The 23,293-nt window shown below is 72.8% G+C and carries 17 protein-coding genes; 7 read left to right on the forward strand and 10 right to left on the reverse strand.

From position 1 onward, the window contains the following. Positions 1–5: 5 nt before the first annotated feature. On the reverse strand, positions 6–158 hold the full coding sequence (locus O7623_RS05290) for a hypothetical protein (protein ID WP_282227466.1): 153 nt from the start codon (positions 156–158) through the stop codon (positions 6–8). A gap of 318 nt (positions 159–476) precedes the next feature. After that, a complete protein-coding gene (locus O7623_RS05295; RefSeq protein ID WP_282229318.1) occupies positions 477–2,765 on the reverse strand; it encodes an ATP-binding domain-containing protein in 2,289 nt (762 codons plus the stop codon). A gap of 348 nt (positions 2,766–3,113) precedes the next feature. On the opposite strand from O7623_RS05295, the gene O7623_RS05300 reads away from it, so the two are divergent. Then, positions 3,114–3,560, forward strand: a complete 447-nt coding sequence (locus tag O7623_RS05300) for an OsmC family protein (RefSeq protein ID WP_282227467.1) — start codon at positions 3,114–3,116, stop codon at positions 3,558–3,560. 32 nt (positions 3,561–3,592) lie between these two features. On the opposite strand, the gene O7623_RS05305 is transcribed toward O7623_RS05300, so the two are convergent. The 3 genes from O7623_RS05305 to O7623_RS05315 all read right to left on the reverse strand — a co-directional run bounded on the left by O7623_RS05305 (position 3,593) and on the right by O7623_RS05315 (position 9,220). After that, positions 3,593–6,082 (reverse strand): diguanylate cyclase, encoded by a 2,490-nt coding sequence (locus O7623_RS05305; RefSeq protein WP_282227468.1) that lies wholly within the window; start codon positions 6,080–6,082, stop codon positions 3,593–3,595. Between the two features lie 325 nt (positions 6,083–6,407). Continuing rightward, positions 6,408–7,445 (reverse strand): B12-binding domain-containing protein, encoded by a 1,038-nt coding sequence (locus O7623_RS05310; protein ID WP_282227469.1) that lies wholly within the window; start codon positions 7,443–7,445, stop codon positions 6,408–6,410. Beyond that, positions 7,445–9,220 (reverse strand): PP2C family protein-serine/threonine phosphatase, encoded by a 1,776-nt coding sequence (locus O7623_RS05315; RefSeq protein ID WP_282227470.1) that lies wholly within the window; start codon positions 9,218–9,220, stop codon positions 7,445–7,447. The genes O7623_RS05310 and O7623_RS05315 overlap by 1 nt, the downstream gene beginning before the upstream one ends. A gap of 318 nt (positions 9,221–9,538) precedes the next feature. Here O7623_RS05315 and O7623_RS05320 point away from each other — a divergent pair, with 318 nt between their 5' ends. After that, on the forward strand, positions 9,539–9,874 hold the full coding sequence (locus O7623_RS05320) for an STAS domain-containing protein (RefSeq protein WP_282227471.1): 336 nt from the start codon (positions 9,539–9,541) through the stop codon (positions 9,872–9,874). A gap of 114 nt (positions 9,875–9,988) precedes the next feature. On the opposite strand, the gene O7623_RS05325 is transcribed toward O7623_RS05320, so the two are convergent. Together O7623_RS05325 and O7623_RS05330 are read right to left on the reverse strand one after the other, a co-directional pair. Beyond that, positions 9,989–11,068 (reverse strand): glycosyltransferase family 4 protein, encoded by a 1,080-nt coding sequence (locus O7623_RS05325; RefSeq protein WP_282229319.1) that lies wholly within the window; start codon positions 11,066–11,068, stop codon positions 9,989–9,991. Positions 11,069–11,168: 100 nt separating this feature from the next. Next, a complete protein-coding gene (locus O7623_RS05330; RefSeq protein ID WP_282227472.1) occupies positions 11,169–11,708 on the reverse strand; it encodes a redoxin domain-containing protein in 540 nt (179 codons plus the stop codon). Between the two features lie 165 nt (positions 11,709–11,873). Between O7623_RS05330 and O7623_RS05335 the strand changes: the two genes are divergently transcribed. From O7623_RS05335 to O7623_RS05345, 3 genes are all read left to right on the forward strand, one after another. Beyond that, positions 11,874–14,624: a LuxR C-terminal-related transcriptional regulator gene (locus O7623_RS05335; protein ID WP_282227473.1), complete on the forward strand. Its 2,751-nt coding sequence runs from the start codon at positions 11,874–11,876 to the stop codon at positions 14,622–14,624. Positions 14,625–14,658: 34 nt separating this feature from the next. Then, a complete protein-coding gene (locus tag O7623_RS05340) occupies positions 14,659–15,339 on the forward strand; it encodes a BON domain-containing protein (protein ID WP_282227474.1) in 681 nt (226 codons plus the stop codon). Between the two features lie 112 nt (positions 15,340–15,451). Further along, complete coding sequence (locus O7623_RS05345; RefSeq protein WP_282227475.1) at positions 15,452–16,729, forward strand: mechanosensitive ion channel domain-containing protein; 1,278 nt, start codon at positions 15,452–15,454, stop codon at positions 16,727–16,729. Positions 16,730–16,762: 33 nt separating this feature from the next. Here O7623_RS05345 and dnaK read toward each other — a convergent pair whose 3' ends face one another. Then, positions 16,763–18,541, reverse strand: a complete 1,779-nt coding sequence (gene dnaK / locus O7623_RS05350) for a molecular chaperone DnaK (protein ID WP_282227476.1) — start codon at positions 18,539–18,541, stop codon at positions 16,763–16,765. A gap of 409 nt (positions 18,542–18,950) precedes the next feature. On the opposite strand from dnaK, the gene O7623_RS05355 reads away from it, so the two are divergent. Next, the gene (locus O7623_RS05355) at positions 18,951–19,139 is read left to right on the forward strand and encodes a DUF2795 domain-containing protein (protein WP_282227477.1); all 189 of its coding nucleotides are present in this window, start codon (positions 18,951–18,953) and stop codon (positions 19,137–19,139) included. A gap of 78 nt (positions 19,140–19,217) precedes the next feature. Beyond that, entirely contained in the window at positions 19,218–19,895 is a 678-nt protein-coding gene (locus O7623_RS05360; RefSeq protein WP_282229320.1) for a methyltransferase domain-containing protein, read from the forward strand. An 81-nt stretch (positions 19,896–19,976) separates the two neighbouring features. Here O7623_RS05360 and O7623_RS05365 read toward each other — a convergent pair whose 3' ends face one another. Further along, positions 19,977–21,380 carry a hypothetical protein gene (locus O7623_RS05365; protein ID WP_282227478.1) on the reverse strand — a complete coding sequence of 468 codons (1,404 nt, stop codon included), beginning with the start codon at positions 21,378–21,380 and terminating at the stop codon, positions 19,977–19,979. Between the two features lie 18 nt (positions 21,381–21,398). Continuing rightward, on the reverse strand, positions 21,399–23,225 hold the full coding sequence (locus tag O7623_RS05370) for a S8 family peptidase (RefSeq protein ID WP_282227479.1): 1,827 nt from the start codon (positions 23,223–23,225) through the stop codon (positions 21,399–21,401). Between the last annotated feature and the right edge of the window lie 68 nt (positions 23,226–23,293).

The following is a 23,293-nucleotide window of genomic DNA, read 5'->3' on the forward strand; positions in this document are numbered from 1 at the left end:
GCCGCTCAGTCCTTCTTGGTGGGCTGCTTGCGGAATCGGCTGACCAGGCGGCGCCAGTAGAGCTTCGTCGCGACGACCATCCCGGCCGCACCGGCGACCACCGCTTGAACGATCAAGCTGCCGGATCCGGCGTCAAGGTATGCCAATGGGTCAGTCATGCCGGCCACCTCCCAACTGTCGAGTCTCGTGCCGTTACAGGGTTGGGCGATCGGCCGCCGACGAGCCGAGCCGGCGTCACCGTTGGTTCGCCGGCCCGCCACCTGGCGGACAACTGCCGTCCACCACCCTACGCCGCCCGTCTCACCGACACCGACAGCCCCACGCACCACGCCGCCCGCAACGGGCTCATCACGCGGGAGCGTTGTCGCATTTCACGGCCTTTTGCCGGGGTTCACCCCGCTGGCCGCCCTGCCCGACGGCACGGTCGCCCGCTTGGGTAACAGTTCGACAACGGCAGGTGAGGCGCGACGCGGCACCTACTCGTCCCCGGTACGCAGCACCAACGGCAGCGTTCCGGGGTAGAGCACGCCGAGCCGGGCCGTCGCCCTGGTCAGGGCGACATACAGGTCGTTTCGTCCCCGCGCCGACTCGGCGAGGATCGCGCCCGGATCCACCAGGATCACGGAGTCGAACTCCAGCCCTTTCGCCTGCGCGACGGTCAGCACCACCACCGGCGCGGCGAGATCCGGTTGTTCCCCGAACGCGACCGGGCCGACCCCCGCCGCCCGGACCGCCTCGCCGAGCGGCCCGGCACCGCCGGCGGGCACGATCACCCCCAGCCGGCCTGCCCCGACCTGGGGCAGTTCCCGCCGGACCAGCTCGACCAGCCGGTCCGCCAGCTCCTGCGGCCCGGCCACCTGCTCCCACCACGGTTCGACTCCGGACTCCCGGACGGCCTGCGGGACGCTGACGTCGGGATCGATCGCGGCGAGCACCCGGGCGGCGACCGCGAGGATCTCCGCAGGCGTACGGTAGCTGACGGTCAACTGCGCCAACCGCCACCGGTCGGCCACGTACGGCTCCAGGATGTCCGACCAGGCGGCGGCACCGCCCGGGAAGCCGGTCTGTGCCACGTCCCCGACGATCGTCATCGACCGGCTCGGGCAGCGACGCATCAACAACCGCCACGCCATCGCCGACAGTTCCTGCGCTTCGTCGACCACGACATGGCCGAAGGTCCAGCGGCGGTCGGCGGCGGCCCGCTCGGCCGCGGTCCGATGGTCACCCGCCACCTGACGGGTCGCCAGCGACTCGGCGTCGAGCAGATCCGTCGCGGCCAGGATCTCGGGTTCGGCCTCGTCCTCCACGTCGATCGACTCCGACCCGCGCAGCACCTCCAGGGCACCTTCGGCGTACTCCAGGCGGGCGCGACGACGCAGTTCAGCCGCCGTACGCTCGGCACTGTCGTCCTCACCCAGCAGCTCGGCGGCCTCATCGAGCAGCGGCACGTCCGCCGGGGTCCAGCCACCACCGGGCGGGCGCAACAGCAGCGCCCGGCCGGCCGCGTCGAGGTGCGGCGCGGCGGCGGCGAGCCGGGCGTCGGAGGCGTACAGGTCGGTCAGCAGCCGCTGCGGGGTCAGCACCGGCCAGAACCGGTCCAACGCCGACCGCAGCCCCGGGTCCGTCCGCAACTCTCGGCGGATCTCGGCGAGATCAGCTTCGGCGAGCACCTGCGGGTCGCCGGGCGCGTCGTCGCCACCGAGCGGATCGTCGGCGTACGGATCGACGCCGATCTCCTCGGCGATCTGGTTGGCCAGGGCGTGCACGATCTCGGTGTCGAACAGTGGGCGGGCCAGGTTGTGCAGCCGCCCGGCCCGCCGGACGTTGTCCCGGGCGGCCTGACAGATCTGCGGGGTCAGCCGGAGCCGATGACCGTCCACCTCGATCACGACGGTCTCGTCCGGCACCTCCTGGCGATCGCGGACTGCGGCCGCGACCACGGCGGCCATCTCGGCACGCCCCTTGAGCTGGGCCGCCGCCGCAGGCTCGGCGCGGGTCGCGCGCACTCCGGGGAACAGCTCCCCCGGGGTACGTAGCAGCACGCCGGTCTCCGCCAACGACGGCAGCACCTGCGCGATGTAACGCAGGAACGTCGCGTTGGGGCCGACGACCAGCACACCACGGGTGGACAGCTCCCGCCGGTACGTGTACAGCAGGTACGCGGCCCGGTGCAACGCGACGGCGGTCTTGCCGGTGCCCGGACCACCCTGCACGACGAGCACCCCGTCCACCGGTGCCCTGATGATCTCGTCCTGCTCGGCCTGGATGGTCGCGACGATGTCCTTCATCCGACCGGTGCGCCCGGCGGTGATCGCGGCGAGCAGCGCCGCCTCGCCGGTCACCGCAGTGCTCGGCCGGTCGCGCGCCAGGTCCAGATCGAGCACTTCGTCGTCGAGGGCGGTCACGGTCCGCAGCCGGGTACGCAGGTGCCGGCGCCGCCACACCCCGTCGGGTGCCGCCGCCGTCGCCAGATAGAACGGTCGGGCGGCCGGTGCCCGCCAGTCGATCAGCAACGGGTCGTAGTCACCGTCCTCGTCGAACAGACCGATCCGGCCGATGTAGTGCCGGGTGCCGTCGGTCAGGTCGAGCCGGCCGAAGCAGAGTCCGTTCTCCACGGCGCCGTACTGGGCGATCCGCTCGCTGTGCAGGGCCACCGTGCTCTCCCGCTCGGAGCGGGCCTGCGGCGTTCCGCCGGTGGAGCGCAGGGCCGCGGCCAGTCGCTGCTGCGCCTGCTGGCGTAACCGGTCCACCTGCTCGTACAGCATGGTGACGTACTGCTGCTCCGCGGCGAGCTCGGCGGCCGGGTCCGGGGCGGCCGAGGCGATCCGGTGCGCGTCACCGACGTTGTCACGACCACGGGCGCCCACGACACTTGACACACTTTCCCCCTGTTTGTCCGCCTCGACGCGCCCGCGCCGACCGGTGCGTGGATCCGATCGTGTCCGCAGCCCACGAAAGATCCCACGATAGCGTGCGACCGCCCGCCGGCCCGCCGGCCGCGTCGGCGCCCGACCAGTGCACCGACACGGGCGTATCCCGGACACCGACCCGGCGGTGTTTCCCCCCGCACCCGACGGGTACGCGGGGTGGGCGGACGACGCGGAGGGGGCACGATGGGCGACTCAGACACCTGGATCCATCAGGCATCAGCGACCGCCGTGGCGGGTCGGGTCCGGACCGACGACGGCGAGTTCTCCAGCCGGTTGTCCTCACCGCTGGCGCCGCAGGGCTCAGGGCTGACCCCGGAGCAACTGCTCGCCGCCGCCTTCGCCTCCTGCCTGCACCACGCGGCGGTGGAGGCAGCCACCGAGATCACCGACGAGTCACACACCGTCGAGGTCCGCGCCGAGACCCGGCTGCACCGGGACGCGGACGGCCGCTACCGCGCCGAGGTACGGGCGAGTGTCTCCTCGTGCGGCCTCAGCGGCGAGCAGCTGTCCGCCCTGGTCCGCCGGGCGGACCTGCTCTGGCCGTTCTGCGCCACCGACGGCAGCCGGCACACCGTCGACGTGGTGGCCGCCCGACCGGAGGAGAGCCGGGTCGGCGTCCCGCCGGGCTGACCTCGCACAGACCCCGGCGGCGCTCGGTGTGGTCAACCCGAGCCGGCCCGCCGCAGACGTGGCATCCGGACCACGTGGGCACCGGGGTGCAACCGGGGTACGAGTGCCCCGACCACTCCGTCACAACCGCGCCGCAGCACGGCGAGCAACTGGTCGGCACCGGCAGCCGCCGGGCCGAACAACCGGCCCTGCCCGGCGGCGCAGCCGAGCTCCCAGAGGGTACGCCGGTGCGCCTCGGTGGAGACCCCGTCGGCGACGACGGTGTCGGCGAGGTCGCGTCCGAGGCCGATCAGGGACCGTAGCGCCAGCGGGGAGTTGTCCGCCGCGACGAGCGACTGATGGTCCACCTTCACCAGGTGCACCGGGATCCTCAACAGCGCCGACAGCGGCGCGTCCGAGGTGCCGAATCCGGCGAACCCGATCCGGACGCCGTCGTCGTGCAACTGGCGCAGCGCGCGCAGCGCCAGCTCCGGGCAGGGGGTCCCGACCGTCTCGGTCAACTCGACGGTCAGCAGGTCCGCCGGCACCTGGTGGGCCGCCAGCAGCCGCCGGACCTCGGCGGGAAACGCCGGATCGAGCAGGCTGCGCGAGCTGATTCCGATCGACACCGGTATGGCGAACCCACCGTCGCGCCAGCACCGGGCCGCGGCCAGCGCGCGGTCCATCGTGCCCCGGGTGAACTCGGCCAGCCACCCGGACCGCTCGACCAGGGTGAGCAGGCGTTGGGCCGGCTGGTCACCGAGGTCCGGTTGCCCCCACCGGACGGTCGCCCCGGCTGCGACGACCGTACCGCTGCCGAGGTCGACGACCGGGTCGAAGGCCACCGTGTAGCGGCGGGCGGCGAGCGCGCCGGGTAGCTCGCCGCCGAGCGCCAGCTGGTCGGGGTCGGCCGTGTCGCGGCTGCGGTCGTAGCGGCACAGGCCCTGCCCGTGCTCCTTGGCCTGGTACATGGCGACGTCCGCCCGACGCAGCAGTTCCTCGGTGCTGGTGTTGCCGTCCGCGGTGGCCAGCCCGGCGCTCGCCCGCAGGCTGATCCGGATCCCGTCGAGATCCATCGGATCCCGCAGAACCTGCAGGATCTGCCGTGCGTGGTGCTCGGCGCGGGCAGGGGCGGTCGGACCGGTGAGCAGGACGGCGAACTCGTCCCCGCCGAGCCGCGCCACGAGGTCGTCGGTCGCTCCCTGACAGAGCCGCCGGGCGACCTCGATCAGCACCTGGTCGCCAGCGGAGTGCCCGAGGGTGTCGTTGACCTCCTTGAAGTGGTCAAGGTCGATCAGCAGCAGCGCGGTCCGGGGCAGGCTGCGTCGGTCGGACAACGCGCCGGCGAGGCGCTCCCGCAGGTACCGACGGTTGGCCAGGCCGGTCAACGGATCGTGGGTGGCGTCGTGCTCGTGCCGGGCCGCGAGTTCGGTGACCTGCGCGTAGGCGATGGCGTTGCGGATCGCGGTGCCGAGGGCGGAACCGAAGGTCCGTAGGGTGTAGCGCTCCCGGTCGGACAGCGCCGCGCCGGTGAAGCCGAGTCGCAACGTGCCGAGGCCCGCTGGCGCGGTCGCCGCCCCCAGCGGCACGCTGACCACCCCGTCGTCGGTACGCGGCGGTGCACGATCGGCCGGGCCGTCGTACCGTAGGCCGTGCTCATCGCCCCGGACGAGGCGGCGCTGTGGGCCGTGCTGGAATTCGATCTCGACGAGTCGCGCCGCGAACAACCGGCCGGCTCCCGACAGCGCGGTCCGTACGACGGCGTCCAGGTCCACGTCGTTGAGGGCGTCGGTGGTCTCGGCGAGCTGCCGCCACGCCGCCCGTTCCTCGGCGAGGTGCAGTCTGCGGCGGTAGCCGGAATGCAGCAGCAGCACGGCCAGTGGGGTGGCGACGAGCAGCCGCGCGTCGATCGCGACGACGACCACGGTCACCATCGCGATCAGCAGCGTGGCGACCTTCACCACGGCGCGCATTCCGGCGCCGCGGCGGACCACCCGTCGCCAGGACGTGCGTTCCGCCAGCGAGACGACCGGCACCGGCAGGGTCTCGTCCACCACCGCGTACGCCAGGGCCGCCGCGCACAACGCGAGTGTGGTCGTGGCCCAGGACCGGGTCAGGTGGGTGGTCGACCCGAGTGCCGGGGACAGTCCCCACCAGGCGGCGGCCGAGGCGGCACCGAGTGCGCCGAGCGACTCCTTGGCACTGGCGAAGGCGACCTTGAGCGGAGTCGACCCGGCGACGAGTCGGCCGGCCGCCACGCCCAGCGCCGTGCAGACCACCACCCAGGACGGCGGCAGGACCGCCACCGAGACCAGCACCGCCGCGCTGGTCGGCGAGATGCCCTGCGGGGCACGGATCCGGATCGGTACGGTGCATCCGCTCGCCACGGCGACCAGACTGGCCAGGACCAGCGGGTGGTGCAGGGCGGGCAGGCTGGGCGTTGTCGCGATCTGCGACACCGCCCATGCCAGCGCCACCAGGCCACAGCAGACGATGAGTCCGACGAGTGGCACCAGCCGCCGGTCCGCCTCATCATTACGCACCGCCGCCGTCGCCTCACTTCCCGTTCGGACAGCACCCTCCACATGAGCCTCGCGTTAGCGTCTCATAACTCACCGTCCACACAACAGGTCCCGGATCAGATCCAATCGTTGTCACGCATCTCGCCACCTCCTCCATCCGACGCTTCGGAGCGAAGGATAAAGAAGATAAGTGACGGTTGGTATAGCTAAATGTCTTTTACTCCAGTACGCGATCAATATTGCTAATATAACTTTACGCCCGTTTCTGGAAACAGCCCGTGAAGCTCGCCCACGACACCGATCGACGTGGACACCCCAGGTGCCGCCATGATCGGTGACGCCGGACTCAGCAAGGAAGCGCGCGGGCGACAGCGCGTCGACCGTCGAGCAGAAATTCGTAGGCACGAGGAAAATCACGCAGGGTCGCAGAGAATACACTCAGCGTTCTAAGGAGCCCGGTATGCGGAACGCCACGTGCCCGCAGCACCTCGACCGTCCACGAAACGGCATCGACGAACAGGTCACCGTCGTCCATGTAGACAGCCGCCGCGAGAAAGTCCACCAGATGACCGAGATCGGCGATCGTGGCGTCCCACTGTGCCTGCGTGTAACCGGAGGTGATCCGTTCGGAGTGGCGCAGGTCGTCCAGCGCAAGGTCGATGATCTCGGCCCGCCGCTTCACCAGCCCCGCGTACTCCTCGCCGCCGAGCCGGCCCGTCGGCGCCGCCGTCCCGGACGACACCTCGCCCGCGGCGGCGAGCAGGTCGGCGGCGGCACGGGCGTCCGGTGCCCAGGCCACCCCGAACGCACGCGCCCACCGGCCGTCCGGGCCGAAGCCACGGCCGCCGACCAGGATCGGCACGTCGGCCCGACGGCAGGCCTCGATCATCTGATGTGCCTGCGGCAGTCGCATCGGCAACGCGCAGGCCAGGGCCAGCGCCACCGCGTCGTGCCGGTGCAGGTACGCCATCAGGTGTACGGCGGGCACACTCGCACCGAGGAAGGTGACCTGCCAGCCGCGCAGTCGCAGCACCTCGGCGACCAGCCGGGGCGGCAACGCGTGCCACTCGCCGTCCATGCAGGCGACGATGACCCGCCCCCGGCACGCTCGGGGAGCGGCCCGAGCGACGACCGCGGTCACCACCTGTTCACTGATGTGCGTGGCCGCGTGTTCCTGGGCCACCGACCACTCGTTACGCTGCCACCACCGACCGACCTGCACCTGTGCCGGTGCGACGAGATCGAGCAGCACCGACTCCGCCGGGAGCCCGGCGTCCAGCAGGTCGTCGACCAACTCCCTGGCGCCGGACTCGTCGGCCTCGGCCAGACAGTCGAGAAACGCCGGGTACGCGGCAGTGACGTCGACGGGCGAGACAGCCGTCACTACCGTCCGTCCTCCGCCACCTCGGGGTCGGGAACGGCGCGCAGGTGGCGGTCCCGCTGGCGGCTCGCCGGCGGCTGCGCCCGGACCGCGAGGACCGCGATGTCGTCATGGTCGCGGCCGGCCAGCCAGTCCCCGGCCAACTGTTCGACCCGCTGTGCCAGCGCTGGCGCTGGCATCCGATGACACCCGCGTAGCGCCGCACAGAGCCGGGCGAGGCCGTACTGCTCGGTGCCGTACCGCCCGCCGCGCGCCTCGGTCACCCCGTCGCTGTAGAGCAGGCAGGTGTCCCCCGCCGCGAGCTCCACGGTGAGCTGGCCGATCCGCGGGTCCGGCACCACTCCGATCAGCATTCCGGTCAACGGCACCGTCTCCACCGTGCCGTCACCACGCAGCACCAGCGGCGGCAGGTGCCCTCCGCCGGCCAGGGTCAGGCTCAGCCCACCGTCACGCGTCGGGCTCGCGGTCCCCAGCACCATCGTGGCGAACCGGCCCTGGCCGTGCGCCTGGGTGGTCTCCAGCACCGACTCGTTGAGCAACCGCAGCAGCCGCCGGGGATCGGTCTCGACGTTGCGCAGCGCCTGCAGTCCCTGTCTGACCTGGCCGGTGAAGACGGCCGCGTCGACACCCTTGCCGGAGACGTCACCGAGGAAGAACAGGACGTCGCGGTCGGCGAGCCCGAAGGCACCGTAGAAGTCTCCACCGATACGCAACGACGACTGCGCCGGCCGGTACGCGGTGCCCCACTGCACGCCGGGCACCGGATGCGGGTCGGTCGGCAACAGGCTGGCCTGCAACGTCTCGGCGATCTCCGACTGGTGCCGGTAGAGGACGGCGGCGTCGAGAGCGGAACCCGCGCGGGCGGCGAACCCGCCCAGCAGATGCAGGTCCGCCTCGTCGAAGCCGACCGCACAGCGCCGCGCGACGAGCAGGGCACCGGTCGGTCGTGCGCTGCCGGGCAACCCCACCACCCGTACGGCGGCGTCGGACGCCTGTGCCGGAGTCAGCCAGCCGAGGTCGACGATCTGCTCGGCGAGCCAGTCCACGGATGTCGCCGCCGCACCGGCGAGTGTCTCGACGAAGGCCGCCGGCAGGTCACCGACGGCGAGCACGCCGCCGTCGACCTGCGGGTCGGCGGTGCCTTCGCTGCGTGCCCGCCACCACCGCGCCTGTCCCCGGCGTGCCGCGACGACCAGCACGGCGACGTCACCCAGCGTCGGTACGGCGAGGCGGACCACGGCCCGGGCGGCGCGATCCTCGTGGAGCGGATTACCCAGCCGTTGGCTGGCCGTCGCGAGGAACATCCAGCGGGCCCGCTCGGCGAGCAGCGCGTCGGAGCGCGCCGTGCTCTCCGTGGCGTCGTCGACGTACCACGCGGTCCGGTCCCGGCCCAGAGGCACCCGGCGGAGTCGCAGGCGCAGCCCACGATGGGTCAGCTCGCCGCCGTCGTCGCGCATCGCCGCGTCCAGCCCACCGACCCCGCTCACCGCGACGACCTGTCCGACCACGAGCTCCGGCAGCAACCGACGCGCCGTGGCGTCGATGTGTCGCACCACCGCGGTGGCGTCGCAGATCACCAGTCCTTCGCGGAAGTTGTCCATCGCGGCGGCCATCTCGAACCCGGGCCCCGCCGCGGGCGCGACAGCGGGTGCCGTGGGGCGGTCCGCGGGCGGCGCACCGGCGTCGGACGGATCGGACCCCCCGGCCACGGTCGCCGGCTCGGGTGTGGATGTCCGCCCGTCGCCCGAATCCCAGTTCGTGACGTCGGCGGTGCTCACCAGCCCAGGCCCCACTCCTCGTATCGATCGTCGACTCCGGGACGACACCCAGCGTCACTGCCCGTGCCCCACCCTACGCGGCGGCTGGCGAAGCGCCACCCGAGCGTGCGGCCGAGCACGCTGGCGCGGACGGGTCTACCCTGTAGCTGAGCCGGGCCCGACCTGCCGCAGATCAGACGACGGAGGCGGACACCGGCGCGAGGAGACGACGACCGGACCGCCACGTCCGGCGGCAGAACGAAACGCCACTGACGGCGCAGAAGGGGTGATTCTCCGGTGTGGGGTGGCGGATCGGACACCACAGCGGCCCCACTCGTCGTGACCACGGACACGAACGCGCCGCAGGACGCCGTACTACGTCTCGCCGGCGACCTCGACTTCCAGACAGCCGCCCTGGTACACCAGCAGGTCGACCTGGCCCTCGCCGCACGACCGGCTCAGCTGGTCCTGGACCTGCGTGGGCTCACCTTCATCGACAGTACCGGCCTCGCGGCGATCGTGTACGCCTGGCGTGTCGCCCAGGAGCAGCAGGCGACAGTACGGTTGCACGAGGTTCCTGCCTTCCTCGCCAGCGTGCTGGACATCACCGGCGTCGGTGAGCTGCTGGCGCGGCCGCTGCCCGAGGCGGCCGACCCGGATGCCAGCACGGCGTGAGCGACACGGCGGACCCCGGCCAAGACGGCAGCCGGGCCCGCCAGCACGGCGGGCCCGTCACCGGGATCGATCGGCGCCGGCGGCCTCCACCACGGCGGGCCGACACCACGCCGGTCAGCCGCTGGCGACCGCCGGGAGCAGCTCGGCTGAGGTGGCCGCCGGCCCGGCCGGCAACGTCGCCGGCATCGCGTGCTTCCACCGGTGGTAGATGCGCTCGTACCGGGACGCCATCAGATCCGGTGAGAACGACGTGCGGACATGCTCGGCACAGGCCTGCGGATCGAACTGACGCGACTGCTCGATCGCGGCCGGCAACTCGGCCGGGTCGTCACACACCACTCCAGTCTCACCGTGACGGATCACCTCGGGCACCGCACCCCGGTTGAGCGCCACCACCGGGGTACCACACGCCATCGCCTCCAGCATCACCATGCCGAACGGCTCCTCCCAGCGGATCGGCATCAGCAGGCAGCGCGCCGCGCCCAGCAGCTGCCAACAGCGCGCCCGGTCGGGGTTGACCAGCAGCTCCACATCAGGGCCGAGCATCGGACGGACCGCCTCGTCGAGGTAGCGCTGTTCCGACGGTTCGGTCGCCTTGCCGGCCAGCACGAGCCGGACACCGGCCTGCCGGACGGCCTCGATGGCCAGGTCAGGGCCCTTGTCGGCAGAGAATCGGCCCAGCCACAACACCGGGCCGTCGGTCGGCGCCGGTTTGGGCCGGATCTCGGCGGCCAGACCGTTGTGCACGGTGGCCGCCCACGGCAGACCGGCACCCACCCGGCGCTGGGCGTACGAGATCGCCACCAGGGCCACCGCCCGGTCGATACCGCGCAGATACTCGCCGAGCTCGCCGTCAGGTGAATTGTGCACCGTGACCACGGTCGGCACCCGGCGCTGGGCGGCGGCCAGCGGCCCCACCGTCGTGTGGTCGTGCACCACGTCGAAGGTGTCGTCCTCGATCAGCCGGTCCACCCGGGCCAGGTGCACGAGCTCAGGCAGCGAATGGCCGAGCCGGTCGGCTTGCAGTTCCCGTACGGTGCTGACGAAGTTGGCGGCGGTGCCGGTCTTGCTCCCGGCACCGAACAGGGTGACTTCGTTTCCTCGGGCCACCAACGCGTCGACGAGCGCCGCGCAGACCTGTTCGACGCCGCCATATCCGGGTGGTGGAAGTTCGTAGTAGGGCGGCACGATCATCGCGATCCGCAACGGCTGCTGCTGCTCGGTGTGCGTGGACGGGACATCGTTCACGGCGCACCCCCTGCGTTAGCCGACACTACGGCCGGATAGATTCGGCTTACCCCGTGAAAGCAGGATAAAAACTGATATCTGTGGAGCGGGCGCGGATGGCGGCCGGCTCACCGGGCGGAATGCGCCGGATCGCGTCGAGGATCCCGTCCACGCCCGGATCGTCGTCGATCGACGCCAGGTGGGTGTAGGTCACCACACCGTCGCCGTCGAGCACGAACAGCGCCCGGCCGGCCATGGCCTCCTGCGGCTGGTAGACGCCGTAGCGGCGGGCCACCGCGCCCCGGGGTACCGAGTCCGACAGAAGCGGGAAGCCGATCCCCTGTCGCTGGGCGAACGCCCGGTGGGAGCGGTGCCCGTCCACCGACAGCCCCAGCAGCACCGCCCCGTACCGGTCGAACTGCGCCAGCGCCGCCGAACAGCCGGCCAGCTGGGCCGCGCAGACCGGGCTGTCGTCGGCGGGGTAGAACAACAGCACCACCGGACGTCCGCGCAACGAGGCCAGGCGCAGCCACCGCCCGGCACCGACCGGCAGACAGAAGTCCGGCGCCGCGGCGTCCGGCAGCGGTACGCCTTCTCCAGTGCTCATGCGGGCGATCGTCGCGCCGTCGCGGATGAGCGCCGTTCACTCGCCCGGGGTGGTTATGCCTCCGGCCGGCGCGTTAGATCCGCAGCGGTCGGGGAACGCGCTGCGACGACAACCACCTCAGGCCGGCCCGCCAGCGGTACGGCCGGATCGCGACGGGAGCGGCGGATGCGTACAGCCGGACAGGACACCGTGGCGGAGCCGAACCACGCGCTGCGGCCGACCGACCCGGTGGGCGTCGGCCCGGTACCGCTGCTGGCCTCGAAGATCACCGCCGCCGGCCCGCCAGCGGGTCTGATCGAGCGCCCGCGCCTGGCCAGTCGGCTGGACACCGGTACGCACGGACCGCTGACCCTGCTGGTAGCTCCTGCCGGCTGGGGCAAGACGGCCCTGCTCGCCGGCTGGTTCGCCGCGCGGCAGGGGTCCGGCATCCTCGCCTGGCTCACGGTGGAACCGGCGGACCGGGGCACCCGCTTCTGGACCTACCTGCATGCCGCACTCGACACCGCGCTCGGCCGCCGACCGGCGGACCGCCCCGGGCTGCCGGTGCCAGGTGACGACGTCGAGCTGTTCCTGCCCCGGCTCGCCTCGGCACTCGCCGCCCAACCCGAGCCGGTGCTGGTGGTACTGGACGACATGCACACCGTGTCGGACGTCGGTGTGTTGCGCGGGCTGGAATTCCTGCTGCGGCACTGCCGGGGCCGGTTACGTCTGGTGATCGCCGGCCGCAGCGAGCCGCCACTGGCCCTGCACCGACTGCGGCTGACCGGCGAACTCACCGAGATCGGCACCACCGAGTTGGCGTTGACCTGGGACGAAACCCAGCGTCTCGTCGCCGAGCAGGGCCTCGACCGGCCGGTGGAAGTGGTCCGCGACCTGCATCGGCGGGCCGAAGGGTGGCCGGCCGGGGTACGCCTGGTGAGTCTGACGGTCGGTCCACCCGACGAGGGCGCCGCCGGACAGCCCGGCGGCGATGGCGGCGCGGACCCGGTTATCGCCGACTATCTGCGGGCCGAGGTGCTGGGCGCGCTCGACCCGGCGGCGCGGCAGACGCTCGTACACACGGCGCTGCTCGACCAGGTCTGCGCCCCACTGGCCGACGCGCTGACCGGCCGGGCCGACGCCGCCGACCGGCTGTCCGCCGCCGCCCGCGTCGCGGCCGGTTTCGTCAGCACCAGCGGCGGTGACCCGACCTGGTACCGCTGTCACCCGATGCTGGCCGACACGCTGCGCGCTGAACTGCTGCACCACTACCCCGACGAGGTCCCACGGTTGCACCATCGGGCCTACACCTGGCACCGCGACCAGGGCCGCCCACTCGCCGCGCTGCGGCACGCACTGGTCGTGGCCGATGTCGTCGGGGCGGCCGCGCTGGCCGACGCGCACTGGCCCGAACTGCTGCTCTGCGGCCACCAGGACGCCACGGCCGGGCCACTACCGACGACCGCCGCCGACCATCCGGCGTTGCTGCTGGCGGTAGCCCTCGACCGGATCGAGACGAACGGCACCGCCGGCACCCCGCCCGTCCCCGGGACCGGTGCCGACTGTGCAGACCCGACGGCCGACGGCGGCCAGTCGGGCGTCATCGCGGCGCGGTTGGCTGCGGCCCTCGTCGAGGGCCGGTTCACCCCGGCGGTGCGGTACGCGGAGCAGCTGCTCTCCGCCACGACCGCGATGCCGCGGCCGGTGGCGGATCGGGCACGGACGGTGGCGTCGGTGCTGTTGGGCACCGCCCGGTACGGGTCGGGCGACCTGTCGGGCGCCGAAACCGTACTGGCCGAGGTCGTCGATGCGGGTGACGGCGTGTCCCCCTGTGCGCGCCGGTTCGCCGCCGGTCAGTTGGCGCTGCTGAGCGCCGAGGGCGGCCGGCTCACCGAGGCACACCGGCATGCACAGACCACGCTGACCACACCGGCCTGCCCGGGGCGGCGGTGCGCCGGCCACGCCGCCGCCGCGCATCTCGCGCTGACGCTGATCGCCCTGCACCGCGACGACCTGCCCGACGCCGCCCGCCAGCTGGGCCAGGTCGCGGCGCTGGCGGGGCCGGGCGCGGTGGCTACCGTGGCCGGACTGGAGCCACTGGCACAGGCCTGGCTGCGCCACGCGGAAGGCGACTTCGGGGCGGTCACCGAACTGCTCACTCCGGCCGACGGCGCGGGTGCCGGCGGCCATCACGCGGGCCTGCGTCGACTGGCCGTGGCGGAGACCCGGATGGCCTGTGGCGACTTCGGCGGGGCCCGGGAGCTGCTGACCACACTGGCGGGGGCCGCCGCCGGGCCGGGGCCGGTGGCCGACCCGGCCGCGACAGGCGTGGCCGACCCGACGGCGTACCCGCAACTGGTCCGTACGCAGGCCCGGATCGCGCTGGCCAGGCTGCACCTGTTGGCCGGTGAACCGGCCGCCGCCCTGGCCGCGCTGTCCCCGGACTCCCTGGCGGGCCCCGACGCGCTGACCCGACTGCAGCGACTGGACAGCGGCGTGATCGAGGCGGTGGCGACGCGGGCGCTGGGTGACCAGCGACGGGCCCGCGAGCTGCTGGAACGGGTGCTCGACCGAGCCGTGTCGGACGGTCACCGGCGAGTTTTCACCCAGGCCGGCACGCCGGTGCGGGAACTGCTGGTGGAACATCTCGACTCGGGCACCCGCCACCGGGGGTACGTCAACGATCTCGTCGACTCCGCCGGTCGGCGGCCCGCCGACCGGCACCGGCCGGTGACGACGCTGGCCGAGCCGCTCACCGAGCGGGAACTGACGGTGCTGCGCTACCTGCAGGGCACGTTGTCCAATGGGGAGATCGCCGCCGAACTGTTCCTGTCGGTCAACACCGTCAAGACCCACGTGCGCAACATCTACCAGAAGCTCGGCGCCCCGCGCCGTCGGGAAGCCGTGCGCCGGGCCCGGGAGTTGCGGCTGCTCTAGACAGCCGGGCCAGGCAACGCCATGGGAGGACACGATGACCGCCGCCACGGTACGTACCGACGAGGAGATCCAGCGCGATGTCCTGGAGGAGCTCAAGTGGGACGCCCGCGTGCAACCCAACCAGATCGGCGTGACCGTGCGGGACGGGGTGGTGACGTTGCTCGGCTGGGTCGACAACTACGGCAAGAAGTGGGCGGCGGAGCGGACCACGCACCGGGTACGCGGCGTCGTGGCCGTCGCCAACGACGTGGAGGTACGGCTGCCCAGCTCGGCGGAGCGCACCGACGCCGACGTCGCGGGTGCCGCGACCCGGGCTCTGGAATGGGACGCGTTCGTCCCGATCGAACGTCTCGAGGTGACCGTGGCGCAGGGCTGGGTCACGCTCAAGGGCGAAGTGGAGTGGGAGTTCCAGCGCCGAGCCGCGGAACGGGCGGTCCGCCGCCTTTCCGGGGTCCGTGGCGTCACCAATCTGATCGCGGTCCGGCCCCGGATCAACCCGTCGGCGCCGCAGTTGCGCCGCAGCATCACCGACGCGCTGATCCGTAGTGCCACCACCGACGCACGGCAGATCACCGTCGACACCGACGGCGGCCGGGTCGTCGTCAAGGGTGTGGTCCGGTCCTGGTTGGAACGTGAGGAGGCGGAACGGATCGCCTGGTCGGCACCGGGGGTGACCTCGGTGGAGAACCGGCTGACCGTCGACCCGGGAGCCTGACCGACCGGCGGGCAGCGACCGGCCGGGTCCGCGACCGGCGGACAGCGACCGGCGGGTCCCCGCCGGGGGCGACGCGACACGACGCGCACGTGGGTGGGGAGGCGACCGGAGGATGTGGGACGAGCAGGTGGGCCGCCTGGTGCTGGCGGTGATCGCCTCGGTCGGCGGGGCACTCGCCCTCGCCTGGTTGTCGGCCCGGGTGATCCGCCTGGCCGCACGGGGCCGGTACGCCGCGTTCCTCACCACGTTGCACCGGGAGTGCCACCGTCCGTGGCGGGCGACGTTACTGGTCGGCGGGCTGCTGACGGCGGTGCCGTTCAGTGGCCTCACCGGTGACCTGCGTGGTGACGTTCTGCACATCCTGCTGCTCGGGCTGATCTACGCCGGTGCCTGGTTGGTGATCCGGATCCTGTTCGTCTTCGAGGACACCGCCTTCCGTCGGCTGCCGGTGGACATGGCCGACAACCGGCGACGTCGACGGGCCCGTACCCAGATCGGGCTGTTGCGCCGCCTCACCGCGGTGATCATCGGCATCGTCGCGCTGGCCGCGACCCTGATGACGTTCTCCCAGCTGCGGGCCCTCGGCGCATCGCTGCTGGCTTCGGCCGGGGTCGCCGGTGTGGTCGCCGGCCTGGCGGCGCAGTCGGTGCTGGGCCATGTCTTCGCCGGCCTGCAGCTGGCGTTCAGCGACGAACTGCGCCTCGACGACGTGGTGGTGGTCGACCAGGAGTGGGGCCGCATCGAGGAGATCCGGCTCACCTACGTCGTCGTCCGGGTATGGGACCAACGTCGACTGATCCTGCCGACGTCCTACTTCACCACCACGCCGTTTCAGAACTGGACCCGCAACGAGGCCCAGGTGCTGGGCAGCGTGATTCTGCACCTGGACTTCACCGCGGACATCGACGTGCTGCGGGCCGAGGCACACCGGATCGTCGACGCCTCCGCCCTGTGGGACCGTCGCGAATGGGTGATGCAGGTGGTCGACGCCACCGAGACGACGATCTGCGTCCGCGTCATCGCCTCGGCCGCCGACGCGCCCAGCTCCTGGGACCTGCGCTGCGAACTGCGCGAAGGGCTGTTCGGGTTCCTGCGGCGGCATCATCCGGACTGGCTGCCGCGGGCCCGCAGCGAGCTCGCCGGGCCAGCCGAGGCAGCGGAGCTGGCACCGCCCAGCGACCATCCGACCGCAGCGCCGGGCCGGCCGACGACCGCGCGACTGGGCCGCCCCGGGGCGGGCGGACCCGACCCCGGCAGCAGTAGGGGGACCGGTCCGCGTGGTCGGGCCGCCCGTACCGCCGGGGGCCGCCAGCAGTTCGGCAGCGCCGAGGCTCGTCGTCAACAGGCGATCGGGTCGGCGGCGGACCGGCCGTCGGCCGCCGGCGGCTGACCGCCGGAAACTGGGCGGGCGTCGGCCGGAGCGTCACCGACGACGGCTGGTGGTGGCCTCGGCGGTGAAGGCAGCGGCGACCTGCCGCAGTTCGGCGGCGAGGGTACGCAGCCGGTCCGCCGGTGCCCGCTCGGCGATCGCACCGCGCGCGTCGTCGACCACCATCCGCGCCCGGGTCTGCTCGTGCACCGGCGCGGTGGTGGCGTCGGTCAGGGCCCGGTCGACCAGGTCGGCCAGGGCGGCCAGTTCGCGGCCCGGATCGGCGGTGTCGTCCACGTCCGGCGACGGACCGGGACCGGCCACGGTGCCGGTCGGGGCCTCGACCTGCGTGACGGTGACCGACCGGCTGCGGTCACCGTCGACGTCGCGAGCCGAGATGGTGACGATGCCGTCGACGTCGATGTCGACGGTGACCTCGATCCTCGGCACGCCGCACGGTGCCGGCCGGATGTCGGTGAGCCGGAACCGGCCCAGTATCCGGTTGTCCGCCGCCCGGGTGCGCTGCCCCTGCCGGACGACGACGTCGACACTGGTCTGGCCGTCGCGCGCGGTGGAGACGACCTGGGTACGGCGGACCGGGAGGGCGGTGTTGCGCTCGACGATCGTCACCATCGTCTCGTCGTGTGCCTGCAGCCCCAGCGCCAACGGGGTCACTTCCCGCAGCCGCGCCCGGCTGCCGCCCCCGGTGAGCACCCCGGCCTGGACCGCCGCGCCCAACGCCACCACCTCGTCGGCGTTGATCAGCAGTTGCGGCTCATGGCCCTCGGTGAGCCGCCGCAGCAGGTCGCGCACCGCCGGGATCCGGGTGGCACCCCCTACCATCAGCACCTGGTCGAGGTCGGCCGGGCCGACGCCGGCGGCGCGCATCGCCTGCTCCACCGGTGCCTGGCACCGTCCGACCAGATCGGCGGTGAGTTCGTCGAACCGGGCCCGGTCGACGAGGGTACGCAGATGTCGCGGCCCGGTCGGGTCGGAGGCGACGAACGGCAGGTTCACCTCGGCCTCGGTGACCGAGGAGAGTTCCTCCTTGGCGCGCCGCGCCGCCTCGGCCAACCGTTGGCCGGTCTGGGCGTCGGCCGCCAGGTCGATGCCGTGGTCGCGGTGGAATTCGGCCACCAGGTGCTCCACCAGCCGGTGGTCGAAGTCGTCGCCGCCCAGATGGGTGTCCCCGGCCGACGCCCGGACCTCGACCACCCCGTCGCCGACGTCCAGGACGCTGACATCGAAGGTGCCGCCGCCGAGGTCGACCACCAGGACCGTCCGCCGGTGGCGCAGATGCAGGCCGTAGGCGAGCGCCGCCGCCGTCGGCTCGTTGATGATCCGCAGGATCTCCAGGCCGGCGAGCCGGCCGGCCCGCCGGGTCGCGGTGCGCTGGGCGTCGTCGAAGTGCGCCGGTACGGTGATCACCGCCTGATCGATCCGCTCGCCCAGGACCGCTGCCGCCTCGTCGGCCAGGGTACGCAGCACCACCGCACTGATCTCCTCAGGTGCGTACCGCCGGCCTTTGACCTCGAACCGGGCCATCGCGCCCTCGCCGACGACGTCGAACAGCACTGCGGCGGCCTCCCGGCCGACCTCGTCGTAGCGACGTCCGGCGAACCGCTTCGCGGAGTGGATCGTGCCCTTCGGGTTGAGGACCGCCTGGCGCCGGGCGGCGTCGCCGACGAGCCGGGCGCCGGCTTCGGTGAAGGCCACCACCGACGGTGTGGTCCGCAGCCCGGCGGTGTTCGGCACGACGGACGGACGTCCCCCGCAGACCGCGGCGACGACGGAGTTGGTGGTGCCCAGGTCTATACCCACTGCGCGCGGCATGGCCGTTCCCCCTCGTGCCGGTGTCCGGCGCAGGGCTGACGTCAGCTGTCGACGGCACGGTCCGGGTCGGTGCCGACGCCCTGCGGCGTCCGGTGTCAGCGCCATCGTGGCGTCGGACCGGGCGATTCCGGCTCATCCTGTGGGAGTGATCGGCCCGCCAGGCGTAGACCCGCCGGTCGGCGGGTAGGTGTGCGGTCTTGACGTCCTCCCGCCTTCGAAGGAAGGGGTGCTCCCTTGGTCGCCCTCGGGGTTTCTGTTCCACCGACGACCGCCCCGTGCGTTCACGTCCCGGTCGTGGGTCCGCCCGCACCACCGGCAGGTCCACGACCGGACAGCCAACGGCAACCGCCGCGCAGGAGTTGCCTTTCCTCCTCGACCTGAAGACCGACACATCCACGGAGGGGCTCTGATGACGGACGCGCTGTGGCTGGCAGACCATGCCGAGGGTCTGGACTTCCCGCTGTCCCGGGAGGATCTCATCCGCCGGGCGCAGGAGCTCGGCGCCGACACCGCGGTGCTGCAGGCGCTGCGGGCGCTGCCGGTCGAGCGGTTCACCAGCGTCGAGCAACTGCTCGCGGCGGTGGGCGAACCGCGCTGACCGGCGGCGTTTCGCCCCGGCGTCACCGGGTACCGGCGACGGGTGTTCTACACGGAGTTCTCCCACGCCCGGCACCAGCTGCACGACGGGTACCTGTCGGCCGTCGCCGCCGACCTGCTGGCCACCGATCCCCGGCTACGTGACCTCGACATCGAGGTCCGCTTCGACGGTGGGGTGGCCCACCTGACCGGCGACGTCGCCGACGACGACCAGCTCCGGCGGGTACGCGAGGCGCTCGGCCGGCTGGCCGGGGTGCACGGGGTGTGGGACCGGGTACGGGTCGCCGGCCGGGAACCGGTGATCCTCGACATCGGGTGCGGCGAGTGTCCCCAGTATCCGGGCAACATCGGGTTGGACCAGCGACCCGGCAAGGCCGTGTCGGTGGTGGCGGACCTACGCAACGGGTTGCCGGTACGCGACGGATCGGCCGACCAGATCTTCGCGGTGCATGTCCTGGAGCACCTGACCGACTACCTGAAGCTGCTGGACGAGTGCCACCGGGTGCTGCGCCCCGGCGGCGTACTGCATGTGCTTTCGCCCTGGTGGCGGCATGTCAACGCGGTAGCCGACCCGACCCACCTGCGGTTCTTCGATCTGCAGACGATCAAGGGCATCTGCCAGCAGCCGGCTCCGGCCGGCCGCTGGTACCCGCAGCACGCGTCCTGTGACGGGGCCACGGTCTTCGCGGACCTGGTCGCCGCCCGGGCTGCGGACCCGGAGCCGGACCCTCAGCACCTCGCCCGGTTCTTCGACTGACCCGTCGGCACGACACGGGCCACCGGGACCGGTACCGGAAATGCCCGGCGCGTGCGGCGGGTCCGTGATCCGGCGCAGGAGTCAGATCGGTGCACCCGCCCGGCCGACCAGGCCGCCAGCGGCCAGCACCAGCCAACTCAGCTCGGGATGGACGATGTCGCTGTGCGCCCCGGCCGGTGGACCGCCCCGGCGCACCACCGCGGAGACGTCGACATTGACCATTCGCCGATGCTCGAGCCGGTAGCCGGCCCGGTCCCCGGCTGCGGCCATTGGCACGGACACCGCGTCGACCGCGCTGGCACCGTGGTAGCCCAGGGCACCCCAGCGTTGCCCGAGCGTCGGCAGCGCCGCCGCGTCGTCGCCGACGGCCACCGACGCGAGCGGGTAGAACACGGCCAGCGCCGCGTCGTTGACCGATCGGCAGACCACCACCGGTCCGTCTATCCGTCGGGCCAGTCCGGCCAGCGCGCCGCGCCGGTCGACGGCGAACGGCAGCCGAGGGGCGAACGCGTACCGGGACAGGGCCCCCTGCAGCAGCGTCACCGACCGGACGGTGACGCTGGCGTGGGCCGCCGCGAAGCTCACCAGGCGGGCACCGAAGCTGTGGCCGACCAGATGGACCCGGATGCCGGGTGCCGCGGCCGGCAGCCGGTCCAGCACCGGGCCGAGTCCGGTCTGCCCGACGACCCCGGCCCGGTTCTTCATCTGCCAGTACGTCAGCTGCCGCAGCGCCTCCTTGGCACCGTGCCAGATCCCGCGCAGCGGATCGGCCAGGGCCGCCGCGCCGGAGGGCGCCGGTTCGGCCAACGGTGTCCGGCAGCGGCGCAGTTCGTCGAGGAACCGGCGGTAGACGTCGGTCGGTTCGGCGGCCAGCATCCCTGGCAGCGGCACCGCGTCGGGGCGGGCCGGCCCGCTCTCGCCGTCGTCGAATCCGTCGGCCACGACCAGCGCGAACCCGCGCAGTTCGGTGGCGAACGCACGGACCAGGGTCGGGGTCGGCCGGGTCAGCAGCAACGCGGCCATCCGGTCCAGCGCCGGCGCTCCGGCGGGAAACGTCGACCGCAGGGCGCGCAGGGTGGCGTCGTCCAGCCCGGCCGGGCGCGGTGCGCCGTCGTGGTCGGGCCGGCGGGTGACGGTGGCTGCGCCGGCCGGTACGTGGTCCGTCAGCGGATCGCTGGCCGGGAAGTCCGGCACCGGCTCGTCCGGCCACCGGCGCGCCGGCCAGTGCACGCCGAGCAGGCCGATGCTGTCCGCCCACGGTCCACTCCGCCGGGCCTGGGCGGCCAGCAGACCCAGGAAGCCGTCGTAGAGCGTCGCCGCCATGGCTCCGTCGTTGTTCCATCCGTGGGCGAAGACCACCAGGTCGGTGACGGCACAGGCGCGTACCCCGGACAGCAGCGCCGCGACCGCCGCCGGATCGGCGTCGCCGGCCGCGTCGAAGCGGACCTGCCAGAACGGCAGCCCGCCGATGCGTCGAAGCGTCATCTCCGTCTCCTCCGCGGGTCACACCGCCTGCAAAGCCCGGAGCAGATCCACCAGGCCACGGCCCTGGAAACGTCGGTCCCGGCCGAGCGGTACGGCCGTGTCGAGCAGCACCTGCTTGACCCGGTCGGGCTGGCCGATGAACTCACGGCGCACCGACAGGAACGCGGCGACCGCGCCGGAGACGTGCGGTGCGGCCACGCTCGTCCCGGACTCCTCCAGGTAGACGGCGACCGGTGGGCCGGTCCAGCCGGAGAGGGCCGCCGTCAGCCGGGCCCCCGCCGCGCAGGAGACGATCCGTTCACCGGGGGCGACCAGGTCGGGTTTTGCCCGCCCGTCACCGGTCGGCCCCTTGGACGAGAAGTACGACACCCCGTAGGTGTGCGGCATGTCACGGTGGGTCGAGCCGACGGTGATGGCGCGTTCGGCGTTGCCGGGGTCGTTGATCGTCGACCCGAGCACGAACCGTGACGGTACGCCGTACGACGCTCCGACCGTGCCGTAGCCGGAGTTGCCGGCCGCGGTGACCACGACGACACCGGAGCGGACCAGTTTGTCGACCTCCCGGCACAACGGTGACTGCCCGCATGCGAACCATTCGGGGTCGAACTCGTAGCCGACGCTGAGGTTCACCCCGTGGATCCGCATGACCCGGTCGCTCTGGGCGTTGACCTGCCGTACGTAGGCGAGCGCGCTGATCACCCGGGACACCCGTTCGGCGAGTCCACCGCCACCGTGCAGCACCTTGAGGCTGACCAGTCGGGTCTGCGGTGCGATCCCGGTCAGCCGGTCCGGATCCACCTGCTCGCGCGGCACCGGGATCGGCTCGTCGGGGTTGTCGAGGTCGTGGTGGTACTCGATGACCCGCGCGGTACGTTGCCGGTCCTGGGCGGCCCAGCGGTCGATCCCGCCGGCGATGATGCCCGCGACGTGGGTGCCGTGGCCGCTGTCGTCGACCAGCGCGCCGTCGGGCTGCGGCGCACCGCCGGCGGGGAAGCTGCGGTGCAGGTCCCGCACCTCCGGGGCGCTGAGCGTGGCGTAACTGGTGAAGTGCGGGTGGTCGGCGTCGATGCCGGAGTCGATCACCGCCCAGACGATCCGGTCGCCCCGGGCGCCGAAGGTACGGCGGGCCGCGTCGGCCTTGATCGTCGCGGCCGACGCGTCCAGTTGCGGACGAACCGGGAAGTCCGGCCAGATCCGGTGCACGCTGCGGCCGGCCGGGTCGGCGGCCACCGTGTCGGCCGCGACCAGCCGCTTCATCTGGTTGAGGCTGAGTTCCCCGGCGACGTACTCGCCGGCGAGTGGGCGGGGATGCTGCCCGGCGGTGACCCGGAACCAGAGTCCGGCCAGGTGTTCGGCGGCCCGCTGCGCGCCACCGGCGAAGTGCAGGTTGAGCGCCACCAGAACCGGCATCGGCTCGTCCGGGCCGGCAGGAAAACCCAGGCGTCGGCGACCGCCGGCGCCGCGCAGCGGGTCGGCTATCACGCCGGGGGCGGCGATCGGGGTCGGTGGCGGCGGGTCCGGGCCGGCCGGTGGAACCGTCTCGGAGGGGACGGACGTCACCGGTGCCGCGGCGGCGAGGGCGGCGGCACGCTGCCGGCCGGCCGGGGTGAGCCGCACGGTACGCAGGCCGTCGACCAGCCCGGCCGACCGCAGCCGGTCCAGTGCCGACCGGACCGCCGCGTGCCAGGCGGGTCCATCGGCGAGGCAGGCACGGTCGGCGTCGGTGAAGGTCTCCGCGAACCGGATGGCGACCTCCCGCAGCACGGCTGGTAGGCCGGGTGCCGCCCGGGACCGGCCCGCCAGAGCGAGCAGCGTACGGCTGTCCCATTCGTCCGGCTCCGCCATGGCGGTCCCTCCCAGCAGGCCACCTCAGTCGGTCGATCGACGACCACGGCGACCATTTCCAGCATAGA

Source organism: Solwaraspora sp. WMMD791 (genome assembly GCF_029581195.1).
In the GTDB taxonomy this organism is placed as follows: domain Bacteria; phylum Actinomycetota; class Actinomycetes; order Mycobacteriales; family Micromonosporaceae; genus Micromonospora_E.